This window comes from Allobosea spartocytisi (assembly GCF_014764685.1).
Lineage (GTDB): Bacteria > Pseudomonadota > Alphaproteobacteria > Rhizobiales > Beijerinckiaceae > Allobosea > Allobosea spartocytisi.
The window spans coordinates 1-18,873 of sequence record NZ_JACXWY010000017.1 but is presented as its reverse complement, the minus strand read 5'-3'; the positions used below and the strand labels follow the sequence as shown (position 1 = coordinate 18,873).

At 66.6% G+C, this 18,873-nt stretch carries 18 protein-coding genes; 10 read left to right on the top strand and 8 right to left on the bottom strand.

Features of this window, described 5'->3' with window-relative positions; translation table 11 throughout:
* Window positions 1–9 precede the first annotated feature (9 nt).
* From IED13_RS21550 to IED13_RS21525, 6 genes are all read left to right on the top strand, one after another.
* Entirely contained in the window at window positions 10–936 is a 927-nt protein-coding gene (locus IED13_RS21550; RefSeq protein ID WP_112764760.1) for a branched-chain amino acid ABC transporter permease, read from the top strand.
* Window positions 933–1,922 (top strand): branched-chain amino acid ABC transporter permease, encoded by a 990-nt coding sequence (locus IED13_RS21545; protein ID WP_260368457.1) that lies wholly within the window; start codon window positions 933–935, stop codon window positions 1,920–1,922. Before IED13_RS21550 ends, IED13_RS21545 begins: the two co-directional genes overlap by 4 nt.
* Window positions 1,915–2,664 carry an ABC transporter ATP-binding protein gene (locus tag IED13_RS21540; RefSeq protein ID WP_191125423.1) on the top strand — a complete coding sequence of 250 codons (750 nt, stop codon included), beginning with the start codon at window positions 1,915–1,917 and terminating at the stop codon, window positions 2,662–2,664. Before IED13_RS21545 ends, IED13_RS21540 begins: the two co-directional genes overlap by 8 nt.
* Before the next feature lie 2 nt (window positions 2,665–2,666).
* Window positions 2,667–3,365: an ABC transporter ATP-binding protein gene (locus IED13_RS21535; RefSeq protein WP_191125422.1), complete on the top strand. Its 699-nt coding sequence runs from the start codon at window positions 2,667–2,669 to the stop codon at window positions 3,363–3,365.
* Window positions 3,366–3,425: 60 nt separating this feature from the next.
* Window positions 3,426–3,884 carry a cupin domain-containing protein gene (locus tag IED13_RS21530; protein WP_038357638.1) on the top strand — a complete coding sequence of 153 codons (459 nt, stop codon included), beginning with the start codon at window positions 3,426–3,428 and terminating at the stop codon, window positions 3,882–3,884.
* A 162-nt stretch (window positions 3,885–4,046) separates the two neighbouring features.
* Entirely contained in the window at window positions 4,047–4,400 is a 354-nt protein-coding gene (locus tag IED13_RS21525) for a PilZ domain-containing protein (protein ID WP_191125421.1), read from the top strand.
* Here the strand turns inward: IED13_RS21525 and IED13_RS21520 are convergent, their stop codons facing one another.
* Window positions 4,401–5,648, bottom strand: a complete 1,248-nt coding sequence (locus IED13_RS21520) for a flavin-dependent oxidoreductase (protein WP_191125420.1) — start codon at window positions 5,646–5,648, stop codon at window positions 4,401–4,403.
* A gap of 305 nt (window positions 5,649–5,953) precedes the next feature.
* Between IED13_RS21520 and ppk2 the strand changes: the two genes are divergently transcribed.
* The gene (ppk2, locus tag IED13_RS21515) at window positions 5,954–6,859 is read left to right on the top strand and encodes a polyphosphate kinase 2 (RefSeq protein ID WP_112764755.1); all 906 of its coding nucleotides are present in this window, start codon (window positions 5,954–5,956) and stop codon (window positions 6,857–6,859) included.
* Between the two features lie 181 nt (window positions 6,860–7,040).
* Here ppk2 and IED13_RS21510 read toward each other — a convergent pair whose 3' ends face one another.
* The 5 genes from IED13_RS21510 to IED13_RS21490 all read right to left on the bottom strand — a co-directional run bounded on the left by IED13_RS21510 (window position 7,041) and on the right by IED13_RS21490 (window position 13,804).
* Window positions 7,041–8,474 carry an amidohydrolase family protein gene (locus IED13_RS21510; RefSeq protein ID WP_191125419.1) on the bottom strand — a complete coding sequence of 478 codons (1,434 nt, stop codon included), beginning with the start codon at window positions 8,472–8,474 and terminating at the stop codon, window positions 7,041–7,043.
* Between the two features lie 190 nt (window positions 8,475–8,664).
* Complete coding sequence (locus IED13_RS21505) at window positions 8,665–10,254, bottom strand: ABC transporter substrate-binding protein (RefSeq protein ID WP_112764753.1); 1,590 nt, start codon at window positions 10,252–10,254, stop codon at window positions 8,665–8,667.
* A gap of 34 nt (window positions 10,255–10,288) precedes the next feature.
* Complete coding sequence (locus IED13_RS21500; RefSeq protein ID WP_113252912.1) at window positions 10,289–11,200, bottom strand: ABC transporter permease; 912 nt, start codon at window positions 11,198–11,200, stop codon at window positions 10,289–10,291.
* The gene (locus IED13_RS21495) at window positions 11,200–12,141 is read right to left on the bottom strand and encodes an ABC transporter permease (protein ID WP_112764751.1); all 942 of its coding nucleotides are present in this window, start codon (window positions 12,139–12,141) and stop codon (window positions 11,200–11,202) included. Before IED13_RS21495 ends, IED13_RS21500 begins: the two co-directional genes overlap by 1 nt.
* A 16-nt stretch (window positions 12,142–12,157) precedes the next feature.
* Window positions 12,158–13,804: an amidohydrolase gene (locus IED13_RS21490; RefSeq protein ID WP_191125418.1), complete on the bottom strand. Its 1,647-nt coding sequence runs from the start codon at window positions 13,802–13,804 to the stop codon at window positions 12,158–12,160.
* A 322-nt stretch (window positions 13,805–14,126) separates the two neighbouring features.
* On the opposite strand from IED13_RS21490, the gene IED13_RS21485 reads away from it, so the two are divergent.
* Window positions 14,127–14,705 carry a cupin domain-containing protein gene (locus tag IED13_RS21485; RefSeq protein ID WP_038357621.1) on the top strand — a complete coding sequence of 193 codons (579 nt, stop codon included), beginning with the start codon at window positions 14,127–14,129 and terminating at the stop codon, window positions 14,703–14,705.
* Between the two features lie 55 nt (window positions 14,706–14,760).
* On the opposite strand, the gene IED13_RS21480 is transcribed toward IED13_RS21485, so the two are convergent.
* Window positions 14,761–14,949, bottom strand: a complete 189-nt coding sequence (locus IED13_RS21480; RefSeq protein ID WP_038357776.1) for a DUF3008 family protein — start codon at window positions 14,947–14,949, stop codon at window positions 14,761–14,763.
* Window positions 14,950–15,068: 119 nt separating this feature from the next.
* Window positions 15,069–16,349 carry an MFS transporter gene (locus IED13_RS21475; protein WP_248312707.1) on the bottom strand — a complete coding sequence of 427 codons (1,281 nt, stop codon included), beginning with the start codon at window positions 16,347–16,349 and terminating at the stop codon, window positions 15,069–15,071.
* A 106-nt stretch (window positions 16,350–16,455) separates the two neighbouring features.
* Here IED13_RS21475 and IED13_RS21470 point away from each other — a divergent pair, with 106 nt between their 5' ends.
* Both IED13_RS21470 and IED13_RS21465 read left to right on the top strand, forming a co-directional pair.
* A complete protein-coding gene (locus tag IED13_RS21470; protein ID WP_191125417.1) occupies window positions 16,456–17,364 on the top strand; it encodes a LysR substrate-binding domain-containing protein in 909 nt (302 codons plus the stop codon).
* 167 nt (window positions 17,365–17,531) lie between these two features.
* A partial coding sequence (locus tag IED13_RS21465; RefSeq protein WP_260368456.1) for a DNA translocase FtsK occupies window positions 17,532–18,873 on the top strand: 1,342 nt, incomplete at its 3' end.

The following is an 18,873-nucleotide window of genomic DNA, read 5'->3' as shown; positions in this document are numbered from 1 at the left end:
ACCGATCCCATGACCACAAGCCTCCTGATCGTCCAGCTCCTCAACGGGCTCCAGTTCGGCATCCTGCTGTTCCTGGTCGCGGCCGGGCTGACGCTGGTCTTCGGCGTGATGGACTTCATCAACCTCGCCCATGGCGTCCAGTACATGCTCGGCGCCTATCTCGCCGTGACCTTCGTCGGCCTGACCGGCTCCTTCATGCTCGGACTCGCGCTGGCGCTCGCCGCCGCGCTGCTGCTGGGTCTGGTGCTGGAATTCCTCGTCTTCCGCCATCTCTATGAACGCGACCATCTCGACCAGGTGCTGGCGACCTTCGGCCTGATCCTGCTGTTCAACCAGGCGGTGAAGATGATCTGGGGCGCGGCGCCTCTTTCCGTGCCGGTGCCCGAATTCCTGTCGGGCAATGTCCGGCTGATGGACGGCATCCTCTATCCCGTCTACCGCTTCGCGCTGATCGGGGCGGGCCTGGGCGTCGGCGCCTTGCTCTGGTTCGTGGTCGAGAAGACGCGCACCGGCATGCTGCTCCGGGCCGGCGCCTCCAACGCGCCGATGGTCTCGGCGCTCGGCATCGATATCCGCAAGCTGTTCATGATCGTCTTCGCCTTCGGCACCATGCTCGCGGGCTTCGCCGGGGCGATGGCGGCGCCGATCCTCTCGGTCGAGCCCGGCATGGGCGACACGGTGCTGATCCTGGCCTTCGTCGTCATCGTCGTCGGCGGCATCGGCTCGATCCGCGGCGCCTTTGTCGGCGCGCTGATCGTCGGGCTCGTCGACACGCTCGGCCGCTCCTTCATGAACGATCTGCTGCGGCTGTTCATGGCGCCCGCCTCGGCCCGCGCAACGGGAGCCGCGCTCTCCTCGATGCTGATCTATCTCGTGATGGCGGCGGTGCTGTTCGTGCGGCCCGAAGGCCTGCTGCCGGCCAAGGGGCGCTCGTGAGCGCGGTCACGACATCCGCGGCCATCGGGCGCCCGGCGCTGCCCGTTGCCCGCCGGCTCGCGCCGCTCGTCATCCTCGGCCTGCTCGCGCTGCTGCCGCTGGCGACCGCGCTCGGCCTGCCCGCGCATTGGCTGACATTGGTGACGCGGGCGATGATCTTCGCCGTCGCGGCGCTCTCGCTCGACCTCATCCTCGGCGTCGGCGGCCTCGTCTCCTTCGGCCATGCCGCCTTCATCGGGATCGGGGCCTATGGAACCGGCATCCTGATCACCGAGGGCCAGACCGAGCTCCTGATCGCGCTGCCGGCCATCCTGCTCGTCTGTGCCGCCTTCGCGGCGGTGACCGGCTATGTCTCGCTGCGCACGCGCGGCGTCGCCTTCATCATGATCACGCTCGCCTTCGGGCAGATGGCCTTCTATTTCGCGCAGGCGCTCTCCGCCTATGGCGGCGATGACGGCCTGACGCTCTACGAGAAGAGCACGCTGCTGGGACGCGAAATCTTCGGCAACCGCACCGGCTTCTATTATATCGCATTGAGTACGCTGGCCTTCTGCTACTGGCTGGCGCGGCGGCTAGTCGCCTCGCGCTTCGGCCGGGTGCTGCGGGCCGCGCGCGAGAACGCCGTACGCGTCACCGTCACCGGCTACGATGTCGACCATGTCCGGCTCGGCGCCTATGTGATCAGCGGCATGATGGCTGGGCTCGCCGGCTTCCTGCTCGCCAACCAGACCGATTTCGTCAGCCCCGCCTTCATGTCCTGGCAGCGCTCGGGCGAATTGATCTTCATGGTCGTGCTCGGCGGCGTCGGCTCTCTCCACGGAGCCATCGTCGGGGCGCTGGCGTTCCTGATCGCCGAGGATGTGCTTTCGGCGTGGACCCAGAACTGGAAGGCGATCTTCGGGCCGCTGATCGTGCTCTTCGTGCTGTTCACCCAAGGCGGCATCGCCGGCCTCATGACCAAGCTCAGAGGGCGCCGCGATGGCTGAGCCGGCGCTCGCACTGAAGGGGCTCGCCAAATCCTTCGGCGCGCTCAAGGTCACCGACGGGGTCGACCTTTCGATCGCGCCGGGCGAGCTTCACGCTCTGATCGGCCCCAATGGCGCGGGCAAGACGACGCTGGTTCACCAGATCTCCGGAACGCTGCGGCCGGATTCCGGTGCGATCCTGTTCGGAGGCACGGACATCACCCATCTGCCGCCGCAGAAGCGGGCGCGAGCGGGACTCGCCCGCACCTTCCAGATCACCTCGACCATCGCCTCGCTCTCGGCGCTCGAGAACGTCGCGCTCGGCGTGCAGGCGCATAGCGCGCATCCGCTCTCGCTCTTCCGCGACGCGACGCGCGACGAGGCACTCAATGCGCCCGCCTGGGAGGCGCTGGAGGCGGTCGGCCTGACCGAGCGCGCCCATGCTCCCGCCGGCAGCCTCTCTCATGGCGAGAAGCGCGCGCTGGAGATCGCGATGGCGCTGACCCTCAAGCCAAAGCTCATCCTGCTCGACGAGCCCCTCGCCGGCGTCGGCCATGAGGAGGGCGAGCGATTGATCGCGCTTTTGAAGAGCCTCAAGGGCCGCTTCGCCATGCTGCTGGTCGAGCACGATATGAGCGCCGTCTTCGCGCTCGCCGACCGCGTCACGGTGCTGGTCTATGGTGGCGTCATCGCCTCGGGCGAGCCGGCGGCAGTGCGGGCCGATCCGGCCGTGCGGCAGGCCTATCTCGGCGAGGAGGTCTAGCGATGCTCCGCGTCGAAGGGCTCGATGCCGGCTATGGTGAGGCGCAGATCCTGTTCGGGGTCGATGTTTCCGTCGGCGAGGGCGAGGTGGTGACTCTGCTCGGCCGCAACGGCATGGGCAAGACCACGACGGTGCGCGCCATCATGGGCCTCTTGCCGGCCAAGGCCGGACGCATCGCCTTCGGCGGCCGCGACCTGACCGGCGCCCCGCCCTTCCGCGTCGCGCAGGCCGGCATCGGCCTGGTGCCGGAAGGCCGGCAGATTTTTCCAACGCTTTCGGTCGAGGAGAATCTGATTGCGACCGCAGCAGATCGTTCCGGCAAGAAGCGCTGGGACCTCGGGCGCATCTACGCCTTCTTCCCCCGCCTCAGGGAGCGGCGGGAGAACCGCGGCAACCAGCTCTCCGGCGGCGAGCAGCAGATGCTGGCGATCGGACGGGCGCTGATGACCAATCCCAAGCTGATCATCCTCGACGAGGCGACAGAGGGGCTCGCGCCCCTGATCCGCGAGGAGATCTGGAACTGCCTGACGGCTTTGAAGGCGGAAGGCGAATCCATTCTCGTCATCGACAAGAACGTCGATGCGCTGGTCCGGATCGCCGACCGCCATGTCGTGCTGGAGAAGGGGCGCGTCGTCTGGCGCGGCACCAGCGCCGAATTGCGCAGCGACAGCGCCGTGAAGGACCGCTTCCTGCACTTCTAGCAGCAGCGACCGCCAACCGCCGCCCGGTCCGCTGGCCGGCTTGATGAGGAGAGCAAGATCATGAAGCCGCTGACTGCCGGCGTGACACGCGCCAATGAAGGCCTGGACGCGATTTCCTGGAACATCCTCGGCCAGACCTATGTGCCGAAGACGCTGTCGCAGGACAGCTTCTCCTGGCACGCGACCTTCCCGCCGGGCACCTTCGTGCCGCCGCATATCCACACGACGCAGGACGAGTTCATCTACATGCTGGAGGGAAGGCTCGATCTCGTGCTCGACGGGCAGGAGAGCTTCGCCACCGCCGGAGACCTGATCCGCCTGCCCCGCAACGTGCCGCACGGCCTGTTCAACAAGAGCGACGCGACGGTGAAGTGCCTGTTCTGGGTTTCGCCGACCGGCCGGCTCTACGATCTGTTCTGGGGCATCCATTCCATGGCGGAGCAGAAGCCGGCGGATGTCGTCGCGCTCTCGGCCAAGCACGAGGTCGATTTCCTGCCGCCGCCGCCCGAAGGCGCCTGAGCCGGCACATTCCCGTGAAAAGCATCGCCTCGCCGGCCGATCGCCCCCTGGCCGGCGATGGCCCGTTAAGGATAATCAATCGTTAAGCGTGAGCGCGCGGATCTGATCTGCTTAACTGCCCCTGCAACCTTGGGTCGTTGTCTTTCGGGGAACGCAACAGCGATGGATACCGAACGTCGTCGCGCGCCGCGCCACCGCACGCTGCTCGGCGGGATCGTGGCCTTCAACGGCCGGCGCTCGACACTCGATTGCACGATCCGGAACCTATCCGGCAGCGGCGCGCTGATGGCCGTGCCGGATGCCGTTGCGCTGCCGCCGTCCTTCGAGCTCGAAATCCCTTCGCGGCAACGTCAGTATTCGGCACGCACGGTCTGGCGCAGCGGCGAACGGATCGGCATCGTCTTCACCGACCCGGCGGAGGCCGTGCCGCTCGACCTGATGCGCCGGCTCAAGGCTTGCGAGACGGCGGATGCCGGTCTGAAGACCCGCATCCGCCAGCTGACCGAGGCCGGTTGATCAACCCTTGCGGGTTGCCAGTTGCTCCGCCGAGAAGCCGGCCTTGCCGGCATAGGACTTCACGATCTGCTCGCGCCTTGTGTAGCTCAGCACACGCTCGACATCGTCGAAACCGTTCGGCGCCAGCGCCTCCACCGCGTCGATCACCCGCTCCGGCCCGCCGACCCGGTTCATTGCCACCACCTCCGCCGTCGCCGGCAAGCGCTCAGCCTCATAGGCCGCGAGTGCCTGGCGCGGATGCTCGGCCTTGGCCAGCCGGTCGGCGAGGCAGCGCGCATCGAGGATCGCCTGCGAGGCGCCGTTCGAGCCGACCGGATACATCGGATGGGCGGCATCGCCGAGCAGCGTGACGCGGCCATGGGTCCAGCGCGGCAGCGGGTCGCGGTCGCACATCGGGTACTCCCAGAAGGTCGCAGTCGCCCGGATCAGGCCGAGGATGTCGAAGCCCGGCACGCTGAAACGGCGCGCGAAGGGCAGCACATCCTCGAGGCGGCCCGACTTCGACCAGGCCTCCTTCGGCGGCGGCCGCTCGGGATCGCCATTGCGGATGTTGACGACCCAGTTGGTCAATCGCGTCTGTGGCGTCGCCCCCTTGCCGATCGGGTAGAGCACGAGCTTGCCGGCCATGCCGCCGGCGATGATCATGCTCTCGCCGTCGAGGAAGATCGGCCAGTCGCAGGCGCCGCGCCACATCTGCACACCCTGCCAGCGGGGCGTCCCCTGGTTCGGGAAGTAGAAAGCCCTGACCGCCGAATGGATGCCATCGGCGCCCACCAGGATGTCGCCGCGCGCCGTCTCGCCAGCCTCACCGAAGCGGGCATCGCTGAAATGCGCGGTGACGCCACCCTCATCCTGCAGGAAGCCAAGCAGGCGCCGGCCGGTGCGGATCGCATCCTCGCCAAGCCGCTCGGCGACCGCGTCGCGGATGAGGAGCTGAAGCCTCCCGCGATGGATCGAGAATTGCGGCACCGGCGCGCCGGCGTGCAGGCCGCGCGGCTCGCGCCAGACCGCCTGTCCGAAGCGGTTCATATAGATGAGTTCGCGCGTGCGAATCCCGGCCTCGTCGAGCGCCGGCAGCAGGCCGAGCTCGGCGAGCTCGCGGATCGCGTGCGGCAGCGTGTTGATCCCGACACCGACCTCGCGGATTTCCCCCGCCTGTTCGTAGACAGTCGCGCCGATGCCCCGTGCATGCAGCATCAGCGCCAAGGTCAACCCGCCGATGCCGCCGCCAACGATGATAACCCGCATGCACCGTTCCCTGATGTGCCCATTGTCCTGGGTCTGATATTTTAAGTTTGAAATATCTCTTTTCGATTTGTCAATTGCCGCCGGGCGCGGCGATTCCGATCCACTGCCGCAATCGGCATCGGCCGAAATCGGACAGCGAAGACGGAACAACGCCCCGGCACTCCGACGTTGTTTTTCATCGAACTGTCACGTCGGCCACAGATAAAGCCGATGTTGGCTGGACGATGGCTCGGACTGTGTCCCGGCGGCTGTCGGTCGAACCGCGCGCCGTCTTCGTTCAACCCGTCACGCATAGAGTTGACAGCATGTCTCCCGACAATCTGGACCGCATCAAGGACGAGATTCTCGACAGCTTCGACGAGGAGCTGGAATTGCAGCTCGAAGATGATCGCCTCGACGAGCTCGTTGCGGAAGGGCTGGAAGGCGCGGGCGGCGATACGCTCGACCGCAAGGTCTATTTCCGTGAGCTCTTCCGCCTGCAGCACGAGCTCGTGCGCCTGCAGGACTGGATCCAGTACAAGAAGCTCAAGGTCGTCGTGCTGTTCGAAGGGCGCGACTCCGCCGGCAAGGGCGGCGCGATCAAGCGCGTGACGCAGCGTCTCAACCCGCGCATCTGCCGCGTCGTCGCCCTGCCCGCCCCGACCGAGCGCGAGCGCAACCAGTGGTATTTCCAGCGCTATGTCCCGCATCTGCCGAGCGCCGGCGAAATGGTGCTGTTCGACCGCTCCTGGTACAACCGCGCCGGCGTCGAGCGGGTGATGGGCTTCTGCACCCCCGAGGAGCTGGAGGAGTTCTTCCGCTCGGTTCCGGATTTCGAGCACATGCTCGTGCGCTCCGGCATCATCCTGATCAAGTACTGGTTCTCGATCACCGACGAGGAGCAGGAATTCCGCTTCCGCATGCGCATCGAGGATCCACTGAAGCAGTGGAAGCTCTCGCCGATGGATCTGGAGAGCCGCGTGCACTGGGAAGACTATACCCGGGCCAAGGAAGAGATGCTGGAGCGGACCCATACGGAGCATGCGCCGTGGTCGGTGGTGCAGGCGGTGGACAAGAAGCGCGCCCGCCTCAACATGATCTCGCATCTGCTCGGCCAGATTCCCTATGAGAACGTGCCGAAGCCCGAGATCGTGCTGCCCGAGCGCGTGCGCAATCCGGATTATCTGCGCCATCCGGTGCCGCCGGAGATGTATGTGCCCGAGGTTTTTTGAGGACGCGCGCCGGCGGCGCACCGACTAGCCCGGTACGCGAACCGTCATGGCGAGGAGCAAAGCGACGAAGCAATCCAGGGCAGCCAGGTGAAACCTCTCACTCAGTCCTGCTGGATTGCTTCGCTCCGCTCGCAATGACGGGCGTGTAAGCTCGCGACGCCCTTACTCGCTGAGAACCGGCTCAGCCCTTCGGGAAGGTCAGCGGCGAATAGTCGGTGACGGGGCGCTTGGCCCAATCATAGTCCGGCGCGGCGGCCTCGGTGCGCTTCTGCGCCTCGTGCAGGCGGCGGGCGGCATCGGGATAGTCCATCGTCAGCACCGTGCCGTCGGCCACGACCAGCCGACCATCGACATAGACGCGATCCACGGCACGCTCAGCGGCCGCATAGACCATGCTGCGCACGGGGTCGCGGCGCGGCTGCATCATCGGATGGGCGAGATCGACCATGACGAGGTCCGCCTTGCAGCCGGCTTCCAGCCGCCCGATGTCGTCGCGGCCGAGCGCGGCGGCGCCGGCCGTGGTCGCAGCCTCGAAGATATCGGTTGTGGTGAGCGTGCGCGGGCTCTCCGCCATCAGCCGGGCGACATAGCCGGCATGGCGCATCTCCTCGAGCATGTTGTGCGGATAGGTGTCGGTGCCGAGCCCGATGCGGACGCCGGCCCGGCGGTAGCGCCCAAAATCGTCGAGCGCGATGCCACGGCGCATGAAGACCGTGGGGCAATGGGCGACGGTCGTGCCAGTCTCGGCGAGCAGCGCGAGATCGCGCCGGCTGTGCCAGGCGACGCGCGGATAGTCGTCGAGGAAGATGGCGTGGCCGACGATGCTGGTATCGCCGAGCACGCCGAGCTTCTCCAGCCACTGGATCGGCGAGACGCCGTGGCGGCGGGTGATCTCGTGGAACTCCACCGTCGATTGCGCGGCATGGATCTGCCAGCGCAGCCCGCGGCGCCCGGCTTCGGCATAGCTGTCCTTGATCAGCCCCTCGCTGCAGGTGTCGATCTGGGCGGGGCAGACCATGCCAAAGAGCCGGCCGGAGGGATGGTTCTGCGCCTGCTCGATCACGTCGAGGGCCTGGGCCATGGCTGCCTGCCCGGCCTTCTCGTCCCATTCGTATTCGACGACATGGCCGTTCCTGGTGAACCAGCGGGCCGAGCGGAACATCGGCGACAGGCAGACGCGCAGGCCGCTATTGGCCGCGAGGTCGAGCCAGCCGGGATGGGCGACCGACAGGTCCGCGACCGTGGTGACACCCGACAGCAGCAATTCCGAATAGGCGACCTCGACGCAGGCCGGCACCGCCTCGGCATCCGGCCGCAGGATCGGCATGAACTCGTAGAGCGAGGAGTTGTAGAGGGCGGGCGAGCCGAGCTCGTCGAGGAAGCCCTTGTTGAGCGGCTCGCTCGACGGGTGCGAATGGATGTTGACGAGGCCCGGCATGACCATACGCCCGCGCCCATCGACCGTCTCGTCGGCCTGCCCCTCATAGCGCTTGCCGACGAAGCTGATCGCGCCATCCGCGAAGGCGACATCGGCATCGTGCAGATAGACGTGGCGGGACGCTTCCGCATCCCAGGCGACAACGATGTCGGCGTTCTTGATGACCGTGATCGTCATGGTGTTCTCCTCCGCTCCCAAAGGCATGGCGCAGGCTGATTTTACGGGACGGCGCCGTCATTCCGGACAAGCCGCGACAGCGGCGCCGATCCGGAATCCATCGTCGAGCGCAACGCCCTTCGATGGATTCCGGGTCAAGCCCGGAATGACGGCTCGTTTCCGCGGAGAATCAGCCTGCGCTCGAAAAAACTCAGCGCTTCAGCTTGATGTCGAGGCCCTTATAGAGCCCGGCGCCGTAGATGCCGTGGGCGCGGACGCCCTCGACCCGGTCGCCCGCCACGACCCAGAGCGGCTGCGAGGCCAGCGGCACCCAGACATTGGCGTCGGTGAGCTGCATCTGGACGGCGCCGATCGCCTCCTTGCGCTTGGCCGGATCGACGGCGGTCGCGGCTGCCTTGAGCAGCTCGTCCGTCTTCGGGTCCTTCCAGTTCATGCGGTTCGGCGTCGGCACCTGCCGGCTGGCGAAGTAGAGGTTCAGCGCCTCCGTCGCCGTGACATAGGGGTAGGACATGTAGAAGGCGTCGAACTCCTGCGTCGCCAGCTTGCCCCAGGCGACGGTGGCGTCCCAGAGCTGGATCTTGAGGTCGATGCCGATCTTGCGCAGATCGGCCTGCATCGCCTCGGAGATGCGCGGGTTCACGTCGTTGCGGATGCCGTAGACGATGAAGGTGGCCTTCTGGCCGTCCTTCTCGCGGATGCCGTCGGCGCCCGGCTTCCAGCCGGCTTCGTCGAGAAGCTTCGCCGCCGCCGCCGGATCGTGCTTCGGCATCTTCGCGGCCGTGTCCTTGTCGTAGTCGAGCACGGCCGGATTCAGCAGCGATGGCAGCGCGGTGCCCTTGCCGAAGAAGATCGCCTTGGCGATGGCCTGCTTGTCGGTGGCCATGTTGACGGCCTCGCGGATCGCCTTGTCCTTCGAGACGGGCTTGTCGACCTTGAAGCCCATAAAGACGTCGTAGATGTAGTTTTCCTGGCGTTGCACGGTCATGCCGGGGATGCGCTGCATCGTGTCGAGCGCGATATAGGGCATGTAGTAGGTCACGTCGGCCTGCTTGGCCTGGATCGCGGCCATCAGCGTATTCGGCTCGGGAATGACCTTCCAGACGATGTCCTCGATCTGTGGCTTCGGGTCCTTGTAGATCGACGGACCCCAATTGTAATAGGGATTCTTCTTCAGCACGATTTCCTGGCGCGGCGTCCACTTCACCCAGCAATAGGGGCCGGTGGCGTTGAAGCCCTGCACGCCGAAATTCGCCCCGAGCTTCTCGACCGCGTTCTTGTCAACGACCGAGGCGAAGGACAGCGCCATCTGGAAGAGCAGGTCGCTATAGGGCTCCTTGAGCTCATAGATCAGCGTGGAATCGCCCTCGGCACGGATGTCCTGAACCGGGCCGCCGCGGAACGAGACCGGCGATTTGTTGGCCGGATCGACCCAGCGCTTCAGCGAATAGACCACGTCGTCGATGGTCATCGGCCGGCCGTCGCAGAACTTGACGTCCTTGCGGATCTTGAAGGTGTAGGTCTTGCCGTCCGGCGACACCGTCCAGCTCTCGGCGAGGCCGGGCTTGATCGTCTTCATGTCGAAATCGACCGTCACCAGCGTGTCGGCCATCATGTAGATGACCTCGGCCGCCGCCGTCGCCGTGGTGCGGATCGGGTCGTAGTTGTCGGCGTCGATCACGCGCAGGATCGAGAGCGGCGCCTTCTGTTGTGCGATGGCGGGCGCGGCGGCCAGAATCGCGCCGGCGGCGCCGGCGAGAAGCAGAGCGGAAAACTTGATCATCGAGCAGGTCCCCTTTTTTTGATGGTGTCGGATTCTATTTGCGCAGCTTCGGGTCGAGGGCGTCGCGCAGCGCATCGCCGAGCACGTTGAAGGCGAGCACGACCACGAAGATCGCCAGGCTCGGCAGCACCGAGACATGCGGCGCGAAGAACAGGAAGTTGCGCCCATCGGCGGCCATCGCGCCGAGCTCCGCCGTCGGCGGCTGGGCGCCGAGCCCGAGGAAGGAGAGCGCCGCGCCGAGCAGGATCACCTGCCCGAAGCGCAGCGTGACGAAGACGAAGATCGCCGAGAGGCAGTTGGGCAGCACATAGCGCAGGATGATGTGCAGATCCCGGAGGCCGAGCGAGCGCGCGGCCTCGATATAGCCCTGCTGCAGCACGACCAGAGCCGAGCCGCGCACGACGCGCGCCATCAGCGGCACCGTGGCGATGGCGAGCGCGATGATGACCGAGGGCAGGCCCGGCCCGAAGATCGCAGCAATGGCGAGGCCGAACAGGATGGCCGGGAAGGACAGGAGCACATCCATCAGCCGCATCAGCACGCCGGAAATCTTCGGGTAATAGGCGGCCGCGAAGCCGATGACGCCACCAATGGCGCCGCCGATGATGACGGAGGCGAGCCCCATCACCAGCGTCGTTCTGAGGCCGAAGAGCAAACGCGTGATCATGTCGCGCCCCTGCCCGTCGGTCCCGAGGAGGCCGAGCTCGCCCGGGGCCTTCAGCGTGTTGGCGAGATCATTGCCATAGGGATCGGTGGGGGCGAGCCAGGGCGCGAAGACGGCACCGAGGATCGACAGCACGACCAGAGCCAGCGCGATGCAGGCTCCGACATCCGACAGCAGCATCCTGAGCACCGTCTTCCGGCGGACAGGCGCGGCGGCGGCTACGCCGATCGCGGCTTCCACCGCCTTGGCGCCCGGCTGGAGCGGACTGGTCGAGGAACTCATCAGGCGCCCCTCACACGCGGGTCGAGCACGGCATAGAGGACGTCCACGGCAAGATTGACCAGGATGAAGCCCAGCGAGAGCACGATGATCGTGCCCTGCGCCATCGGCAAATCGCTCGACAGGATGGCGCCGACCGCGAGCCGGCCGATGCCGGGCCAGGAAAACACCGTCTCGGTGACGACCGCGCCGCCGAGGAGGAAGCCGATCTGCAGGCCGATCAGCGTGACCACCGGCACCAGCGCGTTGCGCAGCGTGTGACGCAGCAGGACCGTGCGCTCGCCGAGCCCCTTGGCACGGGCGGTGCGGACATGGTCGGCGCCGAGCTCGTCGAGCACAGAGGTTCGCGTCATGCGCGCGACCGGGCCGACGAAGACGCCGCCGAGCGTGATGGCCGGCAGGATGATCCCCTGCAACCCTTCCCAGGTCCAGAGCGGGCCGGTGCGGCCGGTGAAGGGCAGGATCGGATATTTGAAGCCGAAGAGCCAGATCAGCCCCAGTCCAAGGAAGAAGACCGGCAGCGAGACGCCCGCGACCGAGACCGCCATGATGGCGCGGTCGAGCAGGGAACCGCGGAAATAGGCGCCGACCGTGCCGAGCAGCATCCCGAGCGGGATCGCCCAGACGAGCGAGGCGAACATCAGCTCCAGCGTCGGGCCGATGGTGTTGGCGAGTTCCTGCGAAACCGGGACATTGTTGATGATCGAGACGCCGAGATCGCCCTGCGCGAGACGGCCGATATAGATCGCAAACTGCTTCCAGAGCGGCTGATTGAGGCCTAGCTCCTGGCGGATGGCCTCGACCACGTCCTGCGTCGCGGTCGGCCCGGCGCGCACCTGGGCCGGATCGGTCGGCACGACCTGCATCAGCAGGAAGCCGACCAGCAGCACACCGAGCAGGACGGGCAGAACCAGCAGAAGCCGTTGCAGCGTATGGCGCAGCATGAAGACCTATCCCGCCCTACTGCGCGGCGGCGGCGAGCTGACCGTGACGATCGAAGACGACCTCACCGCCCAGCAGGGTCAGATCGCAGCGCACCTCGTTCTCGAGCGCTTCCACCGGGATCGAGAAGATGTCCTGGGAGAGCACGGCGATATCGGCGAACTGGCCCGCAACGAGCCGACCCATCCGATCCTCGGCAAACTGAGTGTAAGCACCGAGCGCGGTATAGGCGTGCACGGCCTCCTCCATCGTCAAGCGCTCGGCCCCGCCGATCACGGTGCCGCGCTTGGTCCGGCGCGTCACCATGCTGAAGAGGTTCTTGAACGGGTCGGTGGCGCAGACCGGCGCATCGGAGCTCGCGGCGGCGTGCAGGCCGGCATCCACCCATTTGCGCATCGGATAGGAGGCATCTGCCCGCTCCTGGCCGAGATTGGTGACGTAGAGATCGCCGAACTCGTAGATGAAGATCGGCTGCGGCAAGGGGTCGATGCCGGCAGCGGCCATGCGGGCGAGCTGGCCGTCGGTCAGGAAGCCACAATGCTCGATGCGGTGGCGGCGGCCCTTGATCGGATGCTCGGGACTGTCGGCCTTCTCCATGCCCGACAGCACCTGCTCGATCGCAGCATCGCCGATCGCGTGAATCGCGAGCTGGTAGCCGAGCTCGTGGTAATGCCGGAGATAGCGGTGCATGTCGGCATCGGAATAGATGAAGATGCCGCGATTATCGGGGTCGCCGACAAGGTAGGGCTCGCTCATCGCGGCGGTCAGCCCGCCGGCGCTGCCGTCGCCGAAGACCTTCATCGCGCCGTAGCGCAGCAGCCCGACCTCGCGGCCGAAACGGTAGCCGGCTGCATGCGCCTCGTCGCCGATGCCGTCGGCATTGCCGTAGATGCAGACCCATGTACGGACCGGCAGCGTCCCAGTGCGGGCGACCTCCTCATAGGCCGCGATCTCGGCCATGCCGGCGGTCATGCCGACACCGGCATCCATCACGCTGGTGAAGCCCTGCGACAGCATATAATGCCCGGCCTTCTCGATCGCGGCCTTGAGTTCGGCAACGCTCGGCTGCGGCATCGCCTCGACGATCAGGCGCATCGCGCTTTCGGCCAGCAAACCGGTGAGCTTGTTGTCGCGGCGCTCGATCAGGCCGCCGGCCGGACTCGGCGTGTTGTGGCCGATGCCGGCCGCGGCCATCGCCCGGCTGTTGACGACGCCGACATGGCCGCAGGTGCGCTTGATGTAGACGGGGTTGTCGGGCGCGACGCGATCGAGTTCCTCGGCGGTCGGATGGCGCAGCTCGGCGAACTCGTTGTGATCATAGCCGCGGCCCAGCACCCATTCGCCCGGCTTCTTGCCCCTGGCGGCCACCGCGATGCGGCGCAGCGCCTCGTCGATGCTGTTGACCCCTTCCTCGGGCCGCAGATTGACCTCGCTCATGCCGAGGCCGAGCGGCAGCAGATGCATATGCGCGTCGTTGAGGCCGGGGATGGCGACCCGCCCGGCAAGGTCGACGACCTTCGTGCCTGGGCCTTGCAGCGCGGCAATCTCGGTGGCAGACCCCGCCGCCAGAACCTTTCCATCCGCGATTGCCAGTGCCTCGGCGAAGCCGTCCGCCAGGCCGCAAAAGATGCGGCCGTTCAATAATACGGTATCGGCCTTAGTCATGATGCGCGCTCACCCTGCTTTCAACCCGGTTTCCCGCAGGGCACAGAACGAGACGATAGCATTCGAAAAACAACAACCGATACGCGAAGAGAGTATTCGCCTCCGCGCGGCCCTATTGGACAAAATTGGGCATCCTGATCTAAACGGTCGCTTCGATCGAAAAAACTATTCCGCTACGCCTGTTCCCCGCGACATGATTTTCTTGTTGGCTTTCCGTCAGCATTGCTCAGAATATTGAGCAACGCAAGAGGCGCCGGGCAGACGCCCACTGCATGGCGCGCGGGTTTAACGAATACGGGCGGCATGGGGAGGAAAGGCAGAAATGAGCTTCGATGTCGGGGGCAGACTGCGCGAAATCCGACTGGCTGCCGGGCTTTCCCAGCGGGAACTGGCCGGCCGCTCCGGCGTGACGCATAGCCTGATCTCGCTGATCGAGCAGAATCGGAACAGCCCGTCGGTCGCATCGCTGCGGAAGATCCTCGACGGCATCCCGATGAGCATGGTCAATTTTTTCGACGAAGCGCGCACGCCGCGCGACAAGGTCTTCTTCGAAGCCGACGACCTCATCGACCTGACCTCGCGCCTGCATCAGGTCAATGGCGGGGAGAGCCGGGGCAGGATGTCGTTCCGCCAGGTCGGAGACGCCAAGGCCCACAACCTCCAGATCCTGCACGAATATTACGAGCCCGGCGCCGATACCGGCGTCGCCATGCTCAAGCACAACTCGCATGAGGGCGGCGTCATCCTCTCGGGCGAACTCGAGATCACCGTCGGCGACCAGATCAAGGTGCTGAGCCCGGGCGAAGCCTACCTCTTCGACAGCCGCGTCCCCCATCGGTTCCGCAATATCGGCACGGAACGCTGCGTCGTGGTCAGCGCCTGCACGCCGCCCTATCTGTAGGCGCCCCGGCGCCGGCCGACGCAGTGCCGGTACGCGGCCGACGCCTCGGCCACCGTCAGTGCTTGGAGACGTGCTCGGGCTTGCCCTTGCGCTTGGTGGAAGCCATCTTCTCCAGCTCGCTCTCGCTCATCGATTTCTCCATCGACTTCGAGGCGCCCTGGAGCTTGCTCTTCCTCATGTCGCCGCGCTTGGCCGCAAGCGCGGCTCCGGCGGCCTTCTGCTGGGCAGCGGATTTGGCTGGCATCTCGTCCTCCTCCATCGGAAACAGCGGATGAACCCGCTGATCCGGCCAAGAGTTCCGCGAAGGACTCGCTTCGAGCCGCTCTCCAGAGGGCAAGACTTGGTCGACGCAGCCTCGCAAACTCAGGCGCGAGCGCCCGGTCCCGCCGGCCCGGGCCGCATCGTCAGCCAGGCGGCGCAGACAAAGCCCACGAGAAGGAGCGCGCTGATCAACCCGACCACGCCGCCCCAGCCCGCCTGCGCCCAAAAGACACCGCCGAGCGTGCCGACCGCACTCGAACCGAGATAGTAGGCGAAGAGATAGAGCGAGGAGGCCTGGGCCCTGGCGTGCTGAGCCTTCGCGCCGACCCAGCCCGATGCGGTGGCGTGCGCCCCGAAGAAGCCGCCGGTCAGCACGGCCATGCCGAGCACGATCACCGGGAGGGAGGAAGACAATGTCGCCAGCACGCCAAGGAGCATCAGGCCGAGCGACAGGCACAGCATCGGTCCCCGGCCGAGTCGCCCCGCCAGATCGCCGATCCAGGCCGAAGACAGGATGCCGACGAGATAGACCGCGAAGATGAAGCTGACGGCCACCTGGCTCAGCGAGAAGGGCGGCTGCATCAGCCGGTAGCCGGTGTAGTTGTAGACGCAGACGAAGCTGCCGAGCAGGAGGAAGCCTTCCAGGAACAGGAGGCGCAGGCGCCCGTCGCGCAGATGCACCGCAAAGGAGCCGGCGAGTGCCCTAACGGAGGGCGCGACGCGCCGGAAATGCCGCGAGGCCGGCAAGGTGCGCCAGAGCACCAGCCCGCAGACGACGCCGACGAGGCCGACGGCGAAAAGCCCGATGCGCCAGGACGAAAAATCAGCGATGACGCCGGTGATGGCGCGGCCGCCAAGCCCGCCGAGGCCGCTGCCGCCGATATAGAGCCCCATGGCGAGGCCGGCCGACTCGGCATGCATCTCCTCGCTGACATAGGCCATGGCCACCGCCGGCAAACCGCTGAAGGTGATGCCCGCCAGCGCGCGCAGCAGCACAAGGTCGTGCCAATTGCGCGCGAAGGCGCTCAGCATCATCAGCACGGCCGAGGCCAGGAGCGAGGCCACCATCACGGGCTTGCGCCCGACGATCTCCGAGAGCGAGCTCGCGACCAGCATCGCGAAAGCGAGCGTGCCGGTGGTCGCCGACAGCGCCAGGCTGCTCTGGGCCGGGGTGATGCCGAATTCCTGCGAGAACACAGGCATCAGCGGCTGCACGCAATAGACCAGCGCGAAGGTGGAGAAACCGGCGGAGAACAAGGCAAGGTTGGTCAGGCGGAAACCGCGCGTGCCCCGGCGAATCCGGCTGTCGGCCTCGGGCTCCGCGATGTCGAGCGCGACAGGCGTCTCGATGCGCAGCGACTGAGGGGAGGTCATTTCGGTCATGATTGTCAGTTCCGCAGCGCAGGTCACGCTGCGCGCGTTGGTTGAGATGGAAGTTGGGCCCGATATTGTCCAATATCGATTTGGTTCCGATCGATAGGTTTTGCGAATGGATCTCCGCCATCTCCGCTATTTCGCCGTGCTCGCGGAAGAGCTGCATTTCGGCCGTGCCGCGCAGCGTCTCGGCATCTCGCAGCCACCGCTGAGCCAGCAGATCCACGCGCTCGAACGGGAGCTCGACGCCGAGCTCTTCGCCCGCACCAGCCGCCGGGTCGAGCTCACCGCGGCCGGCCGGATCTTCCTGCCCGAGGCGCGCGCCGTGCTGGCGCGGGCGGAACTGGCACTGACCATCGGCCGCCGGGCCGGGCGCGGCGAGATCGGCGAATTGCGCATCGGCTTCACTGCGTCCGCGCCGCTCGCGACGATCATGCCGACGCTGATCCACAGCTTCCGCGAGCAGCGGCCGGACGTGCATCTGACGCTGCGGGAAATGAACAGCCATGTGCAGATGCAGGAGCTTCTGGACGGCGGGCTCGACCTCGCCTTCCTGCGCATGCCGGACGATCCGGCGCTCGCCGATCCGCGGCTTGCGACGCTGGAGATGCAGCGCGAGGAACTCCTGCTCTTCCTGCCACGCAGCCACCGCCTCGGCGGTTCCCCTGCCCGGCAGCGCGTCGCACTTGCCGAGCTCGAGCGCGATGCCTTCGTGCATTTCTCCCGCGAGGCGGCCACCAGCACCTACGATCAGTTCATCGAGCTGTGCCGCCAGGCCGGCTTCCGGCCGCGTATCGTGCAGGAGGCACGGGAGCCGGCCACCATCATCGGCCTCGTCGCGGCCGGCGTCGGGCTGACGGTGATGGCCTCCTCCTTCGCCAATATCCGCTTCGACAATGTGGTGACGCGGCGGCTGACGGAGCCGGCGCCCTCGCTCGCCACCTGGCTCGCGCATCGCCCTGACCGAGCCTCTCCCGCCATCGAGGCGTTCCTGGCGCTCGGCGCAGCGACGCGGCCGGCGTGAAATCCGTTTGGAAAGCCGAGCCCTCATCCCGAGGAGGCCCACGCGAATGTCCAGGCAGGTTTGCTGCCGATTTATCCGGCCTCGCCCTGCACCCGTTTATGCGCCGTTAACCCTGCCCGGTTAGGCCAGAAGACCGAGTTGGCCAGTAGTAGTGTTCGCTGTCTCCGATGTATAAGCGCGACCGTCATCAGCGAACCAACAGCTTCGCACCCGGCGATTATCAGGCTGATCCTGCAGACGAATCCCTGCGAAGTTCAGGCGCGCCTCACACGCCCGGCGTCGCGACGAATCGCGGCCCCGCCGCTGAGCCGTCCGCACCGGTCTATGTCCGCTCGACGCGCAAGGCGCGGCAGGCGCCGACGGAGCAGGCGATCGAGAGGCAGAGCCCTCCGCTGATGTTCAGCGGCGGCCACCCCCACGCCGTGACCCTGGCCGATTCGACGCGTGTCCGCTTCTGGCGCACGCCCAAGCATCTGATGCGGGAGATCTGGGGCACGCCCGACAGCGAGACCTATCTGCAGGCCGCAGCGCCGGTCGAGACAATGCCCGAGCCCGATCTCGCATCGATCGAGGATATCGCGCCCGAAATCTGGCCCGAGGATGAAGCCCCGGAACGCGACGAGGCCGCCTTCGCGAACGCGCGCCAGTCGACGGAGATCCCGGCGGAGCCGCGCTCGACGCCCTTCGCCTTCCTCTCGGACCACGCCTTCTGGGATCTCGTGCCCGAGATCGGCCGCGACGAGAGCGAGGTGACCGCTCCCGTTCTCAGGACCATGGAGACGATGGCGTGGGAAGACGATTCCATCGCCGATGAACCGTGGGAGGCGGAGGAACCGATCTTGCCGGTGGTCGAAGCCGCCGCACCGGTTCAAGCGATGGCCAATCCGGGCGTCCGCTCGCTCTGGCCAGGCTATTCGGTGAATCTGCGCATCTCGATGGCGCCTCAACCGGCCGCGCTGCCGTTCGCCCCATCGGTCGTCGCGAAAGCGCCCGAGTCGCTTGCGAAAGCCGCGACCGACCTCATGACGACCGAAGCCGTCGAAGCCTCCGTTCGGCCCGTCGCCCCAGCCGCTCGGGTGCGGAAGGCTCCCGCCCGCCAAGCGGAGCAGCCGATCGGCTTCCAGCTTCCGCCGATCGAATTCCTGGCCGAGCCCCCGCAGACGCCGGAAGAAACCATGCCGGTCGAGGTGCTGCAGCAGAATGCCGGCCTCCTCGAAGGCGTGCTCGAAGACTTCAACGTCAGGGGCGAGATCGTTCAAGCCTGCCCCGGCCCTGTGGTGACGCTTTACGAGCTTGAGCCTGCGCCTGGCACGAAGTCGTCGCGGGTGATTTCGCTTGCCGACGACATCGCGCGTTCGATGAGCGCGGTCTCGGCGCGCGTGGCGGTGGTGCAGGGCAAGAACGCCATCGGCATCGAGCTGCCCAACGCCAAGCGCGAGACTGTCTTCCTGCGCGAGCTCCTCGCCAGCCAGGATTTCGAGGCGACCAAGCACAAGCTCGCACTATGCC

What these genes read in the sequence shown, in the direction of transcription:
- IED13_RS21530 (WP_038357638.1), top strand. Translation starts at nt 3,426, where the DNA reads ATGAAGCCGCTGACTGCCGGCGTGACACGCGCCAATGAAGGCCTGGAC.
- IED13_RS21490 (WP_191125418.1), bottom strand. Translation starts at nt 13,804, where the DNA reads ATGACTAAGGCCGATACCGTATTATTGAACGGCCGCATCTTTTGCGGC.
- IED13_RS21540 (WP_191125423.1), top strand. Translation starts at nt 1,915, where the DNA reads ATGGCTGAGCCGGCGCTCGCACTGAAGGGGCTCGCCAAATCCTTCGGC.
- IED13_RS21520 (WP_191125420.1), bottom strand. Translation starts at nt 5,648, where the DNA reads ATGCGGGTTATCATCGTTGGCGGCGGCATCGGCGGGTTGACCTTGGCG.
- IED13_RS21485 (WP_038357621.1), top strand. Translation starts at nt 14,127, where the DNA reads ATGAGCTTCGATGTCGGGGGCAGACTGCGCGAAATCCGACTGGCTGCC.
- IED13_RS21505 (WP_112764753.1), bottom strand. Translation starts at nt 10,254, where the DNA reads ATGATCAAGTTTTCCGCTCTGCTTCTCGCCGGCGCCGCCGGCGCGATT.
- IED13_RS21480 (WP_038357776.1), bottom strand. Translation starts at nt 14,949, where the DNA reads ATGCCAGCCAAATCCGCTGCCCAGCAGAAGGCCGCCGGAGCCGCGCTT.
- IED13_RS21475 (WP_248312707.1), bottom strand. Translation starts at nt 16,349, where the DNA reads ATGACCGAAATGACCTCCCCTCAGTCGCTGCGCATCGAGACGCCTGTC.
- IED13_RS21495 (WP_112764751.1), bottom strand. Translation starts at nt 12,141, where the DNA reads ATGCTGCGCCATACGCTGCAACGGCTTCTGCTGGTTCTGCCCGTCCTG.
- IED13_RS21550 (WP_112764760.1), top strand. Translation starts at nt 10, where the DNA reads ATGACCACAAGCCTCCTGATCGTCCAGCTCCTCAACGGGCTCCAGTTC.
- ppk2 (WP_112764755.1), top strand. Translation starts at nt 5,954, where the DNA reads ATGTCTCCCGACAATCTGGACCGCATCAAGGACGAGATTCTCGACAGC.
- IED13_RS21470 (WP_191125417.1), top strand. Translation starts at nt 16,456, where the DNA reads ATGGATCTCCGCCATCTCCGCTATTTCGCCGTGCTCGCGGAAGAGCTG.
- IED13_RS21510 (WP_191125419.1), bottom strand. Translation starts at nt 8,474, where the DNA reads ATGACGATCACGGTCATCAAGAACGCCGACATCGTTGTCGCCTGGGAT.
- IED13_RS21535 (WP_191125422.1), top strand. Translation starts at nt 2,667, where the DNA reads ATGCTCCGCGTCGAAGGGCTCGATGCCGGCTATGGTGAGGCGCAGATC.
- IED13_RS21500 (WP_113252912.1), bottom strand. Translation starts at nt 11,200, where the DNA reads ATGAGTTCCTCGACCAGTCCGCTCCAGCCGGGCGCCAAGGCGGTGGAA.
- IED13_RS21525 (WP_191125421.1), top strand. Translation starts at nt 4,047, where the DNA reads ATGGATACCGAACGTCGTCGCGCGCCGCGCCACCGCACGCTGCTCGGC.